This window comes from Streptomyces sp. DH10, from assembly GCF_029813805.1.
GTDB classification, from domain to species: Bacteria; Actinomycetota; Actinomycetes; order Streptomycetales; family Streptomycetaceae; genus Streptomyces; species Streptomyces coeruleofuscus.
In genome coordinates this window covers 71,630-86,485 of the sequence record NZ_JARVKU010000006.1, presented here as the reverse complement: position 1 = coordinate 86,485, position 14,856 = coordinate 71,630, and the positions used below count along the sequence as shown (strand labels likewise).

General features: G+C 68.2%; 18 protein-coding genes and 2 pseudogenes. 11 read left to right on the top strand and 9 right to left on the bottom strand.

What is annotated here, in order from left to right; translation table 11 throughout:
• Positions 1–19 precede the first annotated feature (19 nt).
• Positions 20–1,423, bottom strand: a complete 1,404-nt coding sequence (locus QC385_RS44015) for a DJ-1/PfpI family protein (RefSeq protein ID WP_336621290.1) — start codon at positions 1,421–1,423, stop codon at positions 20–22.
• Positions 1,424–1,670: 247 nt separating this feature from the next.
• Here QC385_RS44015 and QC385_RS14560 point away from each other — a divergent pair, with 247 nt between their 5' ends.
• The 8 genes and pseudogenes from QC385_RS14560 (at position 1,671) to QC385_RS14525 (ending at position 7,502) form a co-directional block, all read left to right on the top strand.
• The gene (locus QC385_RS14560) at positions 1,671–2,405 is read left to right on the top strand and encodes a hypothetical protein (protein ID WP_279541732.1); all 735 of its coding nucleotides are present in this window, start codon (positions 1,671–1,673) and stop codon (positions 2,403–2,405) included.
• Positions 2,406–2,572: 167 nt separating this feature from the next.
• A complete protein-coding gene (locus QC385_RS14555) occupies positions 2,573–3,196 on the top strand; it encodes a sigma-70 family RNA polymerase sigma factor (RefSeq protein ID WP_279541731.1) in 624 nt (207 codons plus the stop codon).
• A gap of 117 nt (positions 3,197–3,313) precedes the next feature.
• The gene (locus QC385_RS14550) at positions 3,314–3,538 is read left to right on the top strand and encodes a heavy-metal-associated domain-containing protein (protein ID WP_279541730.1); all 225 of its coding nucleotides are present in this window, start codon (positions 3,314–3,316) and stop codon (positions 3,536–3,538) included.
• 78 nt (positions 3,539–3,616) lie between these two features.
• Positions 3,617–4,360 (top strand): DUF1775 domain-containing protein, encoded by a 744-nt coding sequence (locus QC385_RS14545; RefSeq protein ID WP_279541729.1) that lies wholly within the window; start codon positions 3,617–3,619, stop codon positions 4,358–4,360.
• Positions 4,361–4,412: 52 nt separating this feature from the next.
• Positions 4,413–5,456: a GlxA family transcriptional regulator gene (locus QC385_RS14540; protein WP_279541728.1), complete on the top strand. Its 1,044-nt coding sequence runs from the start codon at positions 4,413–4,415 to the stop codon at positions 5,454–5,456.
• The gene (locus QC385_RS14535) at positions 5,453–6,223 is read left to right on the top strand and encodes a DJ-1/PfpI family protein (RefSeq protein WP_279541727.1); all 771 of its coding nucleotides are present in this window, start codon (positions 5,453–5,455) and stop codon (positions 6,221–6,223) included. Before QC385_RS14540 ends, QC385_RS14535 begins: the two co-directional genes overlap by 4 nt.
• Before the next feature lie 27 nt (positions 6,224–6,250).
• Positions 6,251–6,574 (top strand): annotated as a pseudogene (locus tag QC385_RS14530) (HNH endonuclease family protein); the annotation flags it as partial.
• 196 nt (positions 6,575–6,770) lie between these two features.
• The gene (locus QC385_RS14525; protein ID WP_279541726.1) at positions 6,771–7,502 is read left to right on the top strand and encodes a YcxB family protein; all 732 of its coding nucleotides are present in this window, start codon (positions 6,771–6,773) and stop codon (positions 7,500–7,502) included.
• A 70-nt stretch (positions 7,503–7,572) separates the two neighbouring features.
• Here QC385_RS14525 and QC385_RS14520 read toward each other — a convergent pair whose 3' ends face one another.
• Entirely contained in the window at positions 7,573–8,223 is a 651-nt protein-coding gene (locus QC385_RS14520; protein WP_279541725.1) for a TetR/AcrR family transcriptional regulator, read from the bottom strand.
• A gap of 80 nt (positions 8,224–8,303) precedes the next feature.
• On the opposite strand from QC385_RS14520, the gene QC385_RS14515 reads away from it, so the two are divergent.
• Positions 8,304–8,711 carry a RidA family protein gene (locus tag QC385_RS14515; RefSeq protein ID WP_279541724.1) on the top strand — a complete coding sequence of 136 codons (408 nt, stop codon included), beginning with the start codon at positions 8,304–8,306 and terminating at the stop codon, positions 8,709–8,711.
• Between the two features lie 65 nt (positions 8,712–8,776).
• Here the strand turns inward: QC385_RS14515 and QC385_RS14510 are convergent.
• A pseudogene (locus QC385_RS14510) lies at positions 8,777–8,887 on the bottom strand (transposase); the annotation flags it as partial.
• Positions 8,888–9,362: 475 nt separating this feature from the next.
• Here QC385_RS14510 and QC385_RS14505 point away from each other — a divergent pair.
• Entirely contained in the window at positions 9,363–10,130 is a 768-nt protein-coding gene (locus tag QC385_RS14505; protein WP_279541723.1) for a hypothetical protein, read from the top strand.
• Between the two features lie 111 nt (positions 10,131–10,241).
• Here the strand turns inward: QC385_RS14505 and QC385_RS14500 are convergent, their stop codons facing one another.
• The 3 genes from QC385_RS14500 to QC385_RS14490 all read right to left on the bottom strand — a co-directional run bounded on the left by QC385_RS14500 (position 10,242) and on the right by QC385_RS14490 (position 11,794).
• Positions 10,242–10,895, bottom strand: coding sequence for a hypothetical protein (locus tag QC385_RS14500; RefSeq protein WP_279541722.1), 654 nt, complete (start codon positions 10,893–10,895; stop codon positions 10,242–10,244).
• The gene (locus tag QC385_RS14495; RefSeq protein ID WP_279542067.1) at positions 10,892–11,512 is read right to left on the bottom strand and encodes a hypothetical protein; all 621 of its coding nucleotides are present in this window, start codon (positions 11,510–11,512) and stop codon (positions 10,892–10,894) included. The genes QC385_RS14500 and QC385_RS14495 overlap by 4 nt, the downstream gene beginning before the upstream one ends.
• 81 nt (positions 11,513–11,593) lie before the next feature.
• Entirely contained in the window at positions 11,594–11,794 is a 201-nt protein-coding gene (locus QC385_RS14490) for a hypothetical protein (RefSeq protein WP_279541721.1), read from the bottom strand.
• A gap of 56 nt (positions 11,795–11,850) precedes the next feature.
• Between QC385_RS14490 and QC385_RS14485 the strand changes: the two genes are divergently transcribed.
• Complete coding sequence (locus QC385_RS14485) at positions 11,851–12,279, top strand: hypothetical protein (protein ID WP_279541720.1); 429 nt, start codon at positions 11,851–11,853, stop codon at positions 12,277–12,279.
• Positions 12,280–12,362: 83 nt separating this feature from the next.
• Here the strand turns inward: QC385_RS14485 and QC385_RS14480 are convergent, their stop codons facing one another.
• The 3 genes from QC385_RS14480 to QC385_RS14470 all read right to left on the bottom strand — a co-directional run bounded on the left by QC385_RS14480 (position 12,363) and on the right by QC385_RS14470 (position 14,787).
• Complete coding sequence (locus QC385_RS14480; RefSeq protein ID WP_279541719.1) at positions 12,363–12,605, bottom strand: hypothetical protein; 243 nt, start codon at positions 12,603–12,605, stop codon at positions 12,363–12,365.
• A 375-nt stretch (positions 12,606–12,980) separates the two neighbouring features.
• Positions 12,981–13,490 carry a lamin tail domain-containing protein gene (locus QC385_RS14475; protein WP_443032903.1) on the bottom strand — a complete coding sequence of 170 codons (510 nt, stop codon included), beginning with the start codon at positions 13,488–13,490 and terminating at the stop codon, positions 12,981–12,983.
• 331 nt (positions 13,491–13,821) lie between these two features.
• Positions 13,822–14,787 carry a transposase family protein gene (locus QC385_RS14470; protein WP_279541717.1) on the bottom strand — a complete coding sequence of 322 codons (966 nt, stop codon included), beginning with the start codon at positions 14,785–14,787 and terminating at the stop codon, positions 13,822–13,824.
• Between the last annotated feature and the right edge of the window lie 69 nt (positions 14,788–14,856).

The following is a 14,856-nucleotide window of genomic DNA, read 5'->3' as shown; positions in this document are numbered from 1 at the left end:
AGGTGCAGAGCTACTCCGATCAGGACGCCTGCCAGACGGTTCCGCGCGCCTCGTACTCCAGCATGTTCTCCACGCCTGTCGCGGCATCCGACCCGAGTTCGCGTTTCACCAGCCAGAGGCTCAGTTCCAGCCCCGAGGTGATGCCTCCGGCGGTGACGAGATCCCCGTCGTCGACCACGCGGGCGTTCTTGACGACACCGCCCTGTTCTTCGAGGTACGCCTTCGCGCCATGGTGAGTGGTGCAGGGGCGTCCCTTGGTCAGTCCGGCCGCGGACAGCAGCACAGCCCCTGTGCACAGCGAGCTGATCGTCAGCCCCTTGCGAGGGGCGGCGGCGAGTGCTCGCGGGAGCACGCCGCTGTCGATCTCGGCCCAGATGCCAGGCCCGGAGCGGCGGGTGTAGCCGCCGCCGGGCACCACGATCACATCCGCTTTTGCCGGAGACCAGCGGTGTTTCACCTGGATCCCCGTGCCGTACCCGCAGCGGATCAGTCGCGGCCGCCCTGTGGTGACGTACCGGACCTCGACTCCGTCCGCGCTGTGCATGGCGGCAGCCGAGAAGACCTCGTAAGGAGCGATGCAGTCCAACTCCTCGACTCCGTCGAACATCACGATGTCGACGCGCAGAGGCCCTTCCCGTCGCGAAGCGGCAGCCGCTGCCTCGGTGCCCAAGGCTGTGGCCGTCAGTGTCCCGGCCCCTAAAGTCACCGCGCCCGCGGCTGTCGTCCGGCGAAGAAACTCTCTGCGTTCCATGGTGTGCCTCCTGTGTCTGACGTAGGTGACCCTCGGACCCGAAATACGGTGGGCGAACCGCCCGCAGACCATTGGTCGTTCAGGGTGACGACCGAGTTCCCGCTCAGGCGGCTGTGGCCTCAGGCGGCACTCAAGCCTCGTGAGGGTCGACGAGGCCCGTGAGTGTGGGGCGAGCGCGTATGCGAGGAAGAAGTCGCCCCGGATCAATTCGTGTTCGGTCGCTGTCCCGGAGGCGGGGTCGTAGCAGCCGTTCAGGAGAAGGCCGTCCATGGTGACATGGGTGCCGACCAGTTCGTCGAGCAGTGCCAGGGGCTGCTCCCGGTGGCCGAGCTTGAGCAGGGCCACCGCAGTGATGGCGGCGGCGGAGGTGTCGAGAGGGCCTTCGGGGCGTGCCTCGTCGGCCGACGGCACGGCCTGCTCCTGGGGCAGGTAGCTCAGGGCTGCCGCGAGATCGTCGGTGGCGAGACGATGCGCGGCATCGGCGACAGCCAGCCGCAGCCATGCCCGGCCCCGGCTCAAGCCGGGCGGTGGATCGTCGCAGGGGGCCCAGTCGACAAGCGTCTCGTACCGCCAAGACCAGCAGAAGAGACCCTCGCCCAGGCAGAGTTCAACGTGGCGGCGCAGATGGGACACCGCCGCATGCGGGGCCACCGAGCCCAGCAGCGGAACCATGCCGGGTACTGCGTCCCACGCGCCAGGAGACGAGGTCCGCCGAACGCCGAGCCCTATCGGCGCAGCTCCTCAACCCGCCCAATCCGCGGCACTTCCCGGGTCCTCGCCAGGAGTCGGCAGGAATGACACGCGAGTTCCCGCCCGCCGCTGTGTCCTGGATCACAACGGCTGGATTGAGTCGGACAGCAGGGGCATTTCCGTACCCTCTCGAGACGCGCGAGACCTGGACTGCGAGGATGAGGCCGCCATGACTGCTGGGTGGTGTTCCCGCACGCTGAGGGCCGCTGTGTTCGCGGCCGTCTGCGTGCTGCTCACCTCCCTGGGCCACGTCATGATGTCGGGGACCTCGGTGCCCTGGTGGGCCATGGCCGCCGGGGCAGCGGTAACCGGCGGCACAGCCTGGCATCTGGCCGGCCGGGAACGAGGGCCGGTCCTGGTCGGCTCCGTCACCGTCGCAGCCCAGGCCGCACTCCACATGGCGTTCTCGTTCGCCCAGGCACTCGCACACCCGGAGCCGACCGGCAGCAAGTCGCTCGTCCAGCAGTGGCTGGGCTATCTGCTGTGCGGTTCTGCCTCGGGCCGGAGCGCGGAACATGACGCCATGCCGACGTCCATGAGCTCCATGGACCACGGCATGGGTGCCATGCACTCCATGGGGTCGATGGACCACATGAGGGCCACGCATTCCCTGGACCACGGCATGGGCGGCATGTCCTCGTCCGGCATGCTCGCGGGCCACCTGCTGGCCGCCCTGCTGTGCGGCCTGTGGCTGGCACATGGCGAACGCGCCGCCTTCCGCATCCTGCGGGCGCTCGCCGGGTGGCTCGTCGCCCCGCTGCGCCTGATCCTCCAACTGCCCGCGCCGCCGCACCGCCCACGCGTCCGCGTCCGCCGAGGCCGCTCGGAGCGCACGCTGCGGCAGCTCCTTCTCACTCACACGATCACCTCTCGGGGACCGCCCGCCGGGACCGCTGTCGCCTGACGACAGCCGGTTTCCCGAGGCCGTCCACGGAGCCGTCGGCTCCCTGCCTCGGGTATCGGCCGCGCACTCCGATGCCCGGCCGCCCACCTCCTCACCGGTTTGCGCCGTGCCGCCCGCTGTTCTGCGCAACACCGGTTCCCTGGCTTCCCGAGAAGGAGAGACATCAGGTGATCACCCCTGCCCTGTCCTCAGCGCGCGACGAGACCGGCTCGGCAAAGGAGTCGACAGACGCGTCGATCACGGCCTGGGCACTCGCCGCCCGCAGCGGCGACCCCGACGCCGTCGACCACTTCGTCCGCGCACTGCACCGAGACGTCCGCCGCTACGTGACGTTCCTCGGCGCCGATCCCCAGAGCGCCGACGACCTGACCCAGGACACGTTCCTGCGGGCCCTGGCCAGCCTGCACCGGTTCGAAGGCCGTTCCTCGGCCCGCACCTGGCTGCTGTCCATCGCCCGCCGCGCGGTGATCGACAGCATCCGCCACAGCTCCTCCCGCCCCCGCCTGGCGGACACCGACGACTGGCAGTCGGCCGCCGAACGTGTCCAGCCGCGTGGTCTGCCCGGATTCGATGACGGCATCGCCCTCGCGGAGCTGCTGGACTCCCTCCCGGACGAGCGCCGTGAGGCATTCGTCCTCACCCAGCTGGTGGGCCTCCCCTATGCGGAGGCGGCCGGCGTCAGCGACTGCCCGGTGGGCACGGTGCGCTCACGGGTGGCCCGCGCCCGCACCTCGCTGATCGGGTGGCTGGACGATGCCGAACGCTGCGCGCCGATGCCCGCTGCCGCCTGACCGCCCGCACGCCGCTGCCGCCCGGTCGTGGCCCGGGCGGCAGCGCCCCGGTTCCCTCCGCTTCGGACGGACCAGACCTGCCCAATCCATGGAGAACAGAGAACAGGAGTCCCCACCGTGACGGAGAAGACCTACACCATGTCCGGCATGAGCTGCGGCCACTGCGCGGCGAGCATCACCGAAGAGGTCATGGACGTGGCAGGCGTCACCAATGTCGATGTCGACGTCCCGTCCGGCCTGGTGGCCGTACACGGGGAGTCGCTCGACGACGACGCGGTACGGGCCGCGATCGTCCAGGCGGGCTACGAGGTGACGGACGGCATGCGCAACGCCGTGGCCTGATCGCGCGGGCGGTCGAACGCCCTGGGCCGGCCCGGCGTGTAATTACAGCACCACCCCATCGAAGCGAGGGAGTTCTCAGTGCACCGTCCGACCCTGGTACGCAGCCTGCGCCTCACCGGCGCCCTCTCAGCAGTCGCGCTCGCGCTCGCAGTCGCCGCCTCAGGCCCGGCCGCGGCCCACGCCGAGGTCGAGGCGGAGGGCGCCCGGGCGCTCGACCAGAACGTCGAGCTGACCTTCTCCGCCGCGTCGGAGTCCGCCACGGCCGGAATCAGCAAGCTAGAAGTGGTCCTGCCCAAGGGCATCACCCCGCAGGACATCACCTATGAGGAAGGCCCCAGGGGCTGGAAGTTCGCCCCTACCGGCCGGGGCTACACGGTGTCGGGGCCGAAGCTCGCCGTGGGCGAGGACGCCGAGTATGTGGTGACCGTACGGCAGCTGCCCGACGTGAAGGAGCTGGTCTTCAAGACCCTGCAGACCTACAGCGACGGCAAGGTCGACCGCTGGATTCAGCTGGAGGAGGAGGCCGAGGGGGACGGGCACGGGCACGGCCATCCCGCGCCCCGCCTGGAGCTGAAGGCCGCCGCACCCGGCGCCAAGTTGGTGAGTCCCAGTCCCACGGACGAACCGACGACCTCCGCTCCGTCGCCGGGTACCGCTTCGGACGAGCCTGCCGCCGAGGAGTCGCCCCCGCGGCCGGTGGCGGACGACTCGAAGGACGACGACGGCATGCCCGTGGCCGTGCCTCTGGGCATCGGTGCGGTCGTCCTCGTGTTCGGCGGTGGTGTGTGGTGGTTCAGGAACCGCCGGAGCGGATCTGCCTGAGGCCCTCGGTCCGGTCGAGGTACGCCCCTGGGGGGAGCCGACGAGAGAAGTGATGCTGCGGGGGGTGCGCTTGAAGCAGGGTAAGAAAGAGCACAGGTGTCAGCGGCGCGTTCTCATCGTCGCTTACGACGGCGCGCAGATCCTCGATATCGCTTGTCCCAGTGGCGCCTTGGACATCGCCAACCGGTACGGCGCGCAGCCGCCGTACTCCATCGAGCTGGGTACCCTCGGCCGCCGGTCGGCCCGGAGTTCGGCGGGGATTGTGCTGGGAGCCGGGCGGGGTCTGGAGGCGGTTGTGGGGCCGTTGGACACGCTGATCGTCGTGGGCGGCATCGGCTGCGAGGACGCGGCGGCGGACGAGCGGTTACTGGGGCAGGTGCGCCGACTGGCCGCACACAGCCGGCGGGTGGCCTCCGTCTGCACCGGCGCCTACGTACTGGCCGCCGCAGGACTGCTCGACCACAGACGGGTGACAACGCACTGGGGATGGGCAGACCGGCTCGCCGAGCGCCACCCGGCCGTGGCCGTGGACGCCGCTCCCCTCTACATCCGCGACGGCAACGTCTACACCTCGGCCGGAGTCACCAGCGCCCTCGACCTGACACTGGCCCTGATCGAGGACGACCACGGTCCAACCCTCGCCCGGACCGTCGCCCGCGAACTGGTCACTCATCTGCACCGGCCCGCCGACCAGGCCCAGATATCGATGTTCCTTGCCGCGCCACCGCCGGAGGACCGGCTGGTGCGGGACCTGATGGGCCATATCGCAGGCCACCTGGCCGAGGACCTCACCCCCGCGGCCCTGGCGGCCCGGGCGGGGATCAGCCCCCGGCACCTGACCCGTCTGTTCACCGCACACCTCGGAACGACTCCGGCGCGGGCCGTGCGTGCGGCGCGCACCGAGGCGGCGGCGCACCTCGTGCACTCCAGCGCCCTGTCCATGGCGGCGATCGCCCGGCGCTGCGGTTTCGGGTCGGCGGAGACGCTGCGGCAGGCGTTCCTCGACCACTACGGGGTCACGGGGGACAGACTTCGCAGGATGCCGGACATGCCACCCCCACGTGTCGCGCCGAGGCAGAAGACTCCTGGCCCATGAGCCATTCCACGACACGCAGAAACGTCCTGCGCGGGACTGTGGCCACCGCCGCGCTCGCGGCCACGGCTGCAGCTGCCCAGACCGAAGCGGCGTACGCGGCCCCGCACGGCGGCGCAACGGGCCCGAACATCGGCATCCTGCTGTACGACGGCTACAGCCTGCTGGACCCCACCGGTCCGGCCGAGGTCCTGTCCCGGCTGCCCGACGCCACCGTGACCATGATCGCCGAGAAACGCGGAGCCGTCCGCACGGACACGGCAGACGTGGCCGTGGTCGCCGACCGCTCCATCACCGAGATCGACCGTCTCGACGTCCTCCTGGTGCCAGGCGCGGGCAACCGCGGCACCATCGCGGCGATGAACAACCAGGCACTCCTGCGCTGGATCCGCAAGATGCACCGCCACACCCAGTGGACCATCTCCGTCTGCACCGGCAGCATCATCCTCGCCGCGGCCGGACTGCTGGACGGCCGGGAGGCGACGACCTACTGGGCCTCCGCCGACTACCTCCAGTCCACGTTCGACGTCACCTACCTGCCGCAGCGCTACGTACGCTCCGGAAAGATCATCACTGCGGCCGGGGTATCGGCGGGAGTGGACATGGCCCTTTACCTCGCGTCCGTCATGGCGGACGACGACACGGCCAAGGCGATCCAGCTCGCCGTCGAATACGACCCCCAACCCCCCTTCGCTTCCGGCAACGCTTCAGACGCCAGTCCCCAATTGAAAGAACGCGCCCTGCAGTTGCTCGCTGCATCACAGGTATAGGGGACGGACGCTTGTGCTCATGAGCCGATGAACCACATGGTGCCGCTCGCCGAGGCCTGGGACTCGGGGGCGGGGCAGTGGTCAGCGACGGAGCGGGAGGCGTACGCCAACGACCTCGGTGACGACCGCGCCCTGATCGCGGCCACCGCCCGCTCGAACAGGTCCAAGGCCGACCAGGACCCGGCGACGTGGCTCCCGCCGGCGAAGGCGTACCGGTGCGAGTACCTGGCGGACTGGGTGGCGGTGAAAATGCGCTGGCAGCTCAGCGTCGACGACGCCGAGCACCAGGCGCTCACCGACGGCATGGCCAACTGCCCGAACGAGCCGGTGAAGGTGACGTTCGCCCGCTGAGCGACTGCGGCCTCCAAGAGCTGGGCAGCTTGCCAATGGTGCCCAGGAGCACCCAGAGCGGTGCTCCATCGGTGACGTTCACGGCGCCGGACTACACGTCGGGGGAGACGGTCGTGGTCCTGGCGGAGCTGAACCGCCGCGGTGACGTGCTGGAAGGTCCGGGCCGTGGGGCAGGGCTATGCACTCGCTGAGCTGCGTGCTGTACGAACTGCTCACCGGCCGCCCGCCGTTCACCGGCGCCACCTCTCTGGCCGTCGTCCAGCAGCACGTCACCGCCACCCCGATCCCGCCCTACCGGCTACGACCCGAAATACCGGACCCGCTCGCCGACTACGTGCTGCGCCTGCTGCGAGCCCCGCTACGATCGCGGCTCGGCAACGCGACGATCCGGGGAGTGACCGTGCAGGAGACGAGCACCGTGGAGTTGACCTATGTGCCGACGACCGCGGACGCAACGGGAGCACTCCGCGCGCGGATGCGGGCCACACCGGCGGGGCGGCTGCAGAGCGGAATTATCCTCGCCAGCGCGATCGTCGTGCTGGGCGCTCTTGTCGTGACCCTCACGTTGCCGAAGGGACCCCACCTCGGATTGACGGTGCTCTGCCTCGCGGCGCTGGCCCTGCTCATCGGTCTGCACATGCTGGTACCCGCCCTGCAGGCACGCCAGGTACACCGAATGTTCGCCTCGCAGGGGGAATTCCGGGCTGTCGTGAGCGAAGCCGGGGTGCGGCTTACCTCTCAAGACAGCGAGACAACGTTCCGATGGCCGATGATCACCCGGTACGCGGAGACTGACACGCTCTTCGTGCTGATGACACCCGACAAGCACAGCGTCGGCCTCGTCGTCCTCCCCAAGCGCGGCGCCGCGATACCGCCGGATGTCGACCGCTTGCGGGCCATCCTCGACCGGAACGCAACCCGAGTCTGATCCAAGGGCATCGTCATGCTGCGAAACTGCCAGTCCGGGCTCACGGTCACCGCGCTCGTGCCAAGCTCATCTAGGGCCTGTCGCTGCGATCACGAGAACCGGGCGTGGCTGGGAGTATCCGTCCCCAGCCGCGCTCGACCGACTGGCGGCATCGGTCGGGTTCGTCTCCTGCGCTGGTGAACAGTGCGGTCAGCATGGGTACGCCGTGGGTGAGTGCCTGGTGTGGCAGGGGGCCTGTGGCGACGAGTGAGGCGAGTCCGTGGCCAATGGTCCAGCTTTGTGTTGCCAGTTCCAGCGGATCGACCTCGTCATGGAAACGGCGGTTCGTCCTGGCCCGGTCGATGGCGCGGACGAGGCGGTCCAGGGTTTCGTCCGCGGCGCCGGTGTCTTCGAGGTCGAAGCCCGCGTCGAACATGACGCGGTAAAGATCGGGATTCTCCAAGGCGTTGGCTAGGTAGGCGGCGCCCAGGGCGGCGAGGTCTCGTACCGGGTCCGCAGACATTTTGACGGCAGCGAGTTGGGCGGCCAGGCGTGTGAAGCCTTCTTGCCGCAATGCCTTCCACAGGCCGTCCATACCACCGAAGTAGGTGTAGACGGCCATCGTTGACACGCCGGTTCCGGCGACCAGGGTGCGGAGTGTGACCGGTTGTCTCGTCCGCAGCATGTGTGCGGCCCGGTCGAGCAGCAGGGAGCGGACCGCTGGATCTTTCGTCCTCGCCATGACTCCACAATACATAGCACCGCTATGCTTTCATGGGTGCTGATCTTGCTGCTCTTGACGCCAAGAGGAAGAGGCCGTTCATGTCCGTGACGCTGGTCAATCCCGAGGGGTTGCCGAAGCCCGAGGTCTACCGGCAGCTGTCGGTCGCCACCGGATCGAAGCTGGTATTCCTGGCGGGGCAGGTCGCCCGCGACGCCGACGGCCGGCCCGTGGGCGACGGAGACTTCGCCGCTCAGGTCGAGCAGTGCTATCTCAATGTCGCCACCGCTCTGGCCGGGATCGGCGGCTCCTTCGATGACGTGGCGAAGCTGACCATCTACGTCGTCGACTGGAGTCCCGAGAAGATGCCGCTGCTGGGTGAGGGCGTGGGCCGGGCGGCAGCGAAGCTCGGCATCGATCCGGTCAAGCCGATCACCCTTCTGGGTGTTGCGGCACTGGGGGAACCCGACCTCCTGGTCGAGGTCGAAGCCACCGCGGTCATCGAATAGCCGTATCACGGCGAGCAGGGAGACCGTGGGGCTGGCGATGGATTTCCGGACACATCACTTCGCCTCCCGTTGATCACCTGCCGGTGATCGCGCCACCGGCCGCACCGGTTGTTGCTCACTGGCAGCAGCGGCTCCAGCACCGCCCACTCGCCGTCCGTCAGATCCCCCCGACTCAACAGACCGGCGGACGGCCCCCACGGCTCGCCCCGGAACAGGTCGAACAGGCGCAACAGCTCTACGACTCCGGCACCCGGGTCCCGGAGATCGCCCGCACTTTCAATGCCGCACCCGCCTGTGCGCGCCTGGCCTCGCCCATGCACGCGACGCTACGGGGCAGAGTCTTCTCCGGTTCGCGCCATGACGACACGGAAACGCGCTGAGGTTCCTCGACTAGGCGCTGCGCGGCCGGCGCCCGGACGCGTGGAGCCACCCTCGGACCCCCTGGTACCCGCTCTTGTCCCGGCGCATCTTCATCGCCTCCGGATCCGAAGCGCGCGGGTTCCCGTAATCCTGGACGTTCAAGCCGGAACATGCGTGACAGCTGATGGCTACAGGGGCCCACGCGCGGGTTCATCAGCGGCTCGCTCACAAACTCCGAGCAGCCTCAGTATGTTTACTCCGAAAGCGCCTCTGGGTCGGAAGGATCGTCGCATGACTCTCACCATGGCCTGGATCAGAAGGGTCGGCGAGACGGAAGAGATGATCACCGCGAGCGACAGTCGGCTCAGGTCGCTGGGCGCCTGGGACACGGCACCGAAGATCATCCCGCTGCCGCGCGGGGACGCCGCGATCGCCTTTGCGGGAGAGACCGACTACGCCTACCCGATGATGATCCAGGTCATCAACTCCATCAACTTCTATGACGGTGCGCTCAGCCGGAGGCAGCCGCTGGCAAAGCTCAAGGGTCATCTCATCCGCGTGATCAACTTGATGCTCGACCAGCACAAAGACGTGCCGACCGAGTTGTGGGAAGCTCCGGCGGCCTTCTTCCTCCTGGCGGGATACGACTGGACCACCAACGAGTTCAAGATCTGGAAGCTGCACTTCGACAAGAGCATCGGCAGGTTCACCTTCAGCCCCGCCTCGTCATGGAGGGGTGCAGGACACGATGAGAAGGTGCTGTCGATCATCGGCGATGAGATCGGGGCAGCGCGGGAAGTTGTCTTGGAGAACCTGCGGGGCCCCGATGGGATTCGCTCGGGCGCGTTCGACATGGAACCTATGAGGGCCTTGGCCTTCATGGTCGACGCTGAGAGGTTCCGCTCGATCGGCGGCCACATCCAGATGGTCAAGGTCTACAAGGCTTTGCAGTGCGTGCCGTTCACCATCTCCCGCAACGGGACGAGGTCGCTGCTGGGTCGCCCGCTGCTCGACTACGAGAAGTCCGAGACTATCCCGACGCTGACGCTGGACTATTAGTGGCTCGCCAAAGATCCGCTGCGCTGCTGATGTTCGATCTCGTTCGCCGTCCAAGTGCAATGGCCGGTGGCTGCCTTGCCGGAACTACCTGCGAACTTCAGTCGCAGAACACTACCCCGCAGGCCAATGTGGGTTCGGCGTGCCGTCATCGCTCATGTGCGCCCGCTGCCAGATCCCTTTCCAGTTGAACGGCGTCTCCGGGACGAACCGGTGCCGCTGCCCGCACGGACATGGCGCCAGCACCCACGCGCACCCACGGCACAGCTCCACCCAGCCGTGCCCGGTCGAGTTCGACACCAGCGGTCTCTCGTCTCCGCAGGCGGGGCAGCCGGGGAGGTCGGCGCCGTCCAGAATCGCGTTCTGTCGCCGGACGTACTCAGGCAGCCGCAGCGACGGATGGCGAAACGGGTCTTCGTACCAGGCGCGGTTCGGGCCCTCCCACCAGCTCCGCAGCCACCACGGTCGCGGGTTCACTACAGCCCGCCGCCCCGCCCGCTTCTCCGCCCGGCGTTGCGCGGTGTACTCCTCCGCTCGCGCGAGCCACAGCACCCGCGCCTCATGCAGTTCCTCCACCGCCCGCACCAGCGCGTCCGGGTCCGCCTCCAGCCGCCGGGGGATCGCGGCGCTGAGTGTGAGGTGGTGGTACGTCGCCCGGAAGCCGTACGGAGCAAAGAGGGTGATGCAGGTCCGCAGCGCGCTGTGCCGGCGGCGGAGGGGGAGACGGGCGTCGTGCACGTGCGATCGGTGGGTCAGGAAGCTGGTCATTGTGTGGGCGCCAGGTCCAGTGCCCGTGCCAGGGCGGCAGTGACGGCGGCGGCGTGTGCCGGCAGGTGTTGTTCAGCCCAGATTCCGGCAAGACCGAGGAAGTCCTGCAAATCCTGCTGGGTGCCCGCGACGAGCCTGCGTGCCTGGTCTACCGACAGCTCGATCACTGGGCTGCCGTCCGTCCCGTAAGCGTCGAACGTCAGCCGGACAATGTCGCCAACGCGTTCGGCCACCGACGACGGATCGTGGCCGAAGTAGGAGCAGCCGGTGCCGTCGAGCACCTCCAGCCAGTCCCGCCAGGTCTCCAGGCCGTTGCAGCAGCCCGGCTCGACGAAGACGGTGTCGGTGGCATTCTCGGTCACCCGGAAACCTCCGGCGGCGAACAGATCAGGCATGGTGAGCAGCCCGTGCAGGAATGTGCCGAGCGGGTCGGTCGGGCACGGCCCGTGCTCCTCCTCCATCTCGAAGTCGTTGCAGTAGGCGATCTGCATAACCGCCGTGCCGACCTCCGCCGGAGTCAGCTCCCCGTTCAGCACGAGGTAGCCATACGATTTCCGCTCGCCAACCGGCCAGAGCGCGAAGTCGTCGGCGGCGGAGATCTCCAGAACGGGTTGCATCACAATCACATGGGGATGATGCCGGACCCACTGCTACACCGCCACGGGCTTTCAGCTGGCATCGGGCTCGGAGCGGGCCCGCTACCTGGGCAGTTTCGCGGTGCGCTCCGGGCAGGCGGCGCCGACATAGCGCATGGCGGTCTGCGCGGTGATCCCGAAAAGCCGCATCAGCTTGAGGGGATCACCGGTGGCAAACGCCTCGTTGAGCATGCGGTCCTGCCGCAGGCCGACGAGTGTGACGTTCTTGGGGAGGGTTCTGCGAACCAATGTTCTGCTGACCACCGGATGATCTGGGTCGAGGGCGGTCTTCTGGCTGACGAGAACGTGGGGGTTCGTCGATGCTGGCCAGCGGTCCGCACTCCCAGCGGTCCGACCCCGACCCGGGCTGGGAAGAGATCGCTGAGATCTCATGCCATTCCCCCTCCGGGGAACTGCTCGTGACGTCCTTCATGGAGGATCCGGCGGATCTGCCCTCGCTGGCCTCTCAGGGTCCCGGCTCGTATCGGCTGCGCGGCCACGCGCGCGGCCGGGACAGCGCCGTCGACCAGACGACGGTGGACGAAGTCGTCGAGTCGTATCTGATCCAGAGCTGGCCCGCTGCCCACCAGGACGCTCTCCTGCTGAAGGCGACCGACGCCTACGGGGCTCAGGTACGAGCCCAGCCGGCTGACGACACCATCGTCATCGACCACGAGGACTCACTCGACACCCAGACCGGCCGGGAACGCGACATCCTGCACCGGGCTGAACGCGGCGACTACTCCTGACCCGCGATCATGCGCGCCTTCGGTTGGGGCGGCTGTGCCGCCCCAACCGAAGAACACATCGGGGAGCTCCGGTGCGACGGGCTCTAAATTTTGGGCCCGGGGTTCTTGGGCTGGCCTCCCATTCGGTGGTCGCTCCAGTCGATGCCGTCGTCGTGCTCCTTGCTCGACGCGAGTCCGAGGAACCCCAGTAGGGGAGCTGCGATGAGGAGTGCCCCGCACAGGCTGCCGATGGCGACGTAGGCCGTGACGGCCCAGAACAGGATGTCGCACACGATCCTCGCCCACAGCGGGAACGGGGCACGCCACGCGTGGTAGCGGCGGTACATGCGCACAAGCTTGCCGGAGGCGCGCTTGGATCGGCTGACCTGTCTCTGACCTGGCCCAGCTGAGTGGCCGTTGCCGTACCGGCGTCCCTTTTTCTCGCCCATGGACCTCTTTGTCCCTTCGAGTGTCCCCGTGACCACAGCAGCTCTCCTCTGGGGCGGGCAGCGGTCACCCAAGACCCGATGTACGCGAGCGACAACGTGAAGCTGCGCGGAGATTTCGCTGTGCTCGCCTACGGGCCGGCCGGTGGTGCACTACGCAACGAGGCGCTGGGAGCGCAGTCCTGGAACCGGAACCTTCACCTCAGCGACGCCCCCAGCCGGGGGCTGAGGCGGGCTGGGCAGCAGGCCCGGGGCCGGGTCTGGCCGGTGGTGGTCTTAACCGTGGAAGTTGATGTAGCCGTTGCCGTCAGGATCGTCGTTGCTCTTGGAGTAGGCGTGGACGTCGGCGCGGCTGCCCGAGGGCTTGTACAGGTAGATGGTGTCCTTGTCGTTGTTCCACAGGAAGTTGCAGTTGTCGCGGTAGACGACGTTGTGGGTGTCGGAGTCGGTGCCGTGGCCGCCGCGCAGCTTCACATAGTCACCGGGCTGCAGGTAGTGGTTGGCGGTGAAGGCGAAGCGGTTACCGGCGGCGTCCTTGACGACGTAGCCCTTGAGGTTGATCGTCGAGCGGGACGAGTAGTTCTTCACCGTCAGGTACTCCTCGTCGGTGTTGCCCGAGGAACAGCTGTTGGAGTCCCGGCCCGGCGCGTCGTACTGAACTCCGCGAATCTTCAACGCCGAGCTGTACTCGGCGGCGTGTGCGGGAACGAAGGACAGGGCGGTCAGCGCGCCGGCGGCAACAGCGGCAGCCGTGACGAGGTTCTTGCGCAAGAGCGGGCTCCCCATGGTCGAGCGGGTGGTGTCGCCTGTGCAGGACACCGACCCGGGTCCGGTGGTTGCGCAGAGATGAGGACCTTCACCCGTTCGAAGGACGAAGAGGCACGTTGCCAGCCATCTACACCGGCCTGGCCGTCGGAACACCCCCGCGTCGGCGGAAGGACCTGGAGTCCTCGTCCGGGGCCGGGCTCATCGCCGGAACACCCCCCGACAGCGGGGGACGTCGACGCCATCGTGGCCGCCTACAGCAGCGACAGAACACCCCCGCGTCGGCGGGGAGGAGGTGACGAACAGGGTGACCATCTCGCCCCATTCCGGAACCCCGCGTCGGCGGGGACGACTAACGAGCTCGTGCATGGTTGGCGGTGAGGCGTCGAGGACTTGGATGGGGCTCGGGGTTCACATCTGTTGCGCTGACGTCAGGTCGCTCATCTGCTGGTGGGACAGCAGGCTGGCGACGGCCTGGACGGTGTCGCTCATGTGCTCGCGGCGGCCGAGGTGGCGTGTGAGTGCCCGCCAGTTCTTCAGGTGTGCGATGCCGTGCTCGACGCGGATGCGGCGTGAGGAGTGCGCTTTGCGCTGGCGCTCGTGCATCTCCTCGTACCAGTCCGGGGCGTTCTTCTTGAACTTGCGATGCGGCGGTGTCACCACTCGGCCACCGGTCGCCCAGTCCCTGGTAGCCGGCATCGGCGAGGATCTCGACCGCGGGCCCCTCGGCCAGGAGCTTGACCAGCCCCATCTGGCGGGCGTGGGTGATATCCGCGCAGCTTCCGGGCTTGGTGGGGCTGCAGAACAGCACCCGTCCGTCCTCGTCCGTGACGACCATGGATTTGACGGCGTTCTGCTTGTTCTTGCCGGAGATGAACTTGTCCCGGTCCTTGCGTCCGGCGGCCGGGCGGCGGACCCGGATCTCGGTGCCGTCGATGATGCCGGTCTTCCCGGTAGCTCCGAGATGGTCGACGACCTCGGCCAGGCTCCGCAGCCGCACGTCAAGGCTGATGGTGCACCCACGTTCTGCGAGCAGGGGCCGGACCTCACTGATCGCCCGGGTGATGGTCGAGCGGTCCACGCCGAACCAGCAGGCCAGCACGTCGTGGGTGGCCCCGTGACGGAGATGGACCAGGGTGGCCAGCAGCCGGTCGACGAACACCAGCTGGTGCTTCGCACCAGCACCTACGGCCCGCTTCCGTTGCCGGGAGACGAGCCTGGCCTGGTGGCGCTCGTGCCACAACGGGCCGATCTCAGTGACGAGTTCACCGATCACGTCGGCCGTCAGGCCCGTGATCCGCCGGTTGCTGACGAGCACTGCGCGAGTTGCATTCCCCACCACATGACCATGATCAACGATCAAGAGCTCGACGCCTCACCGCCAACC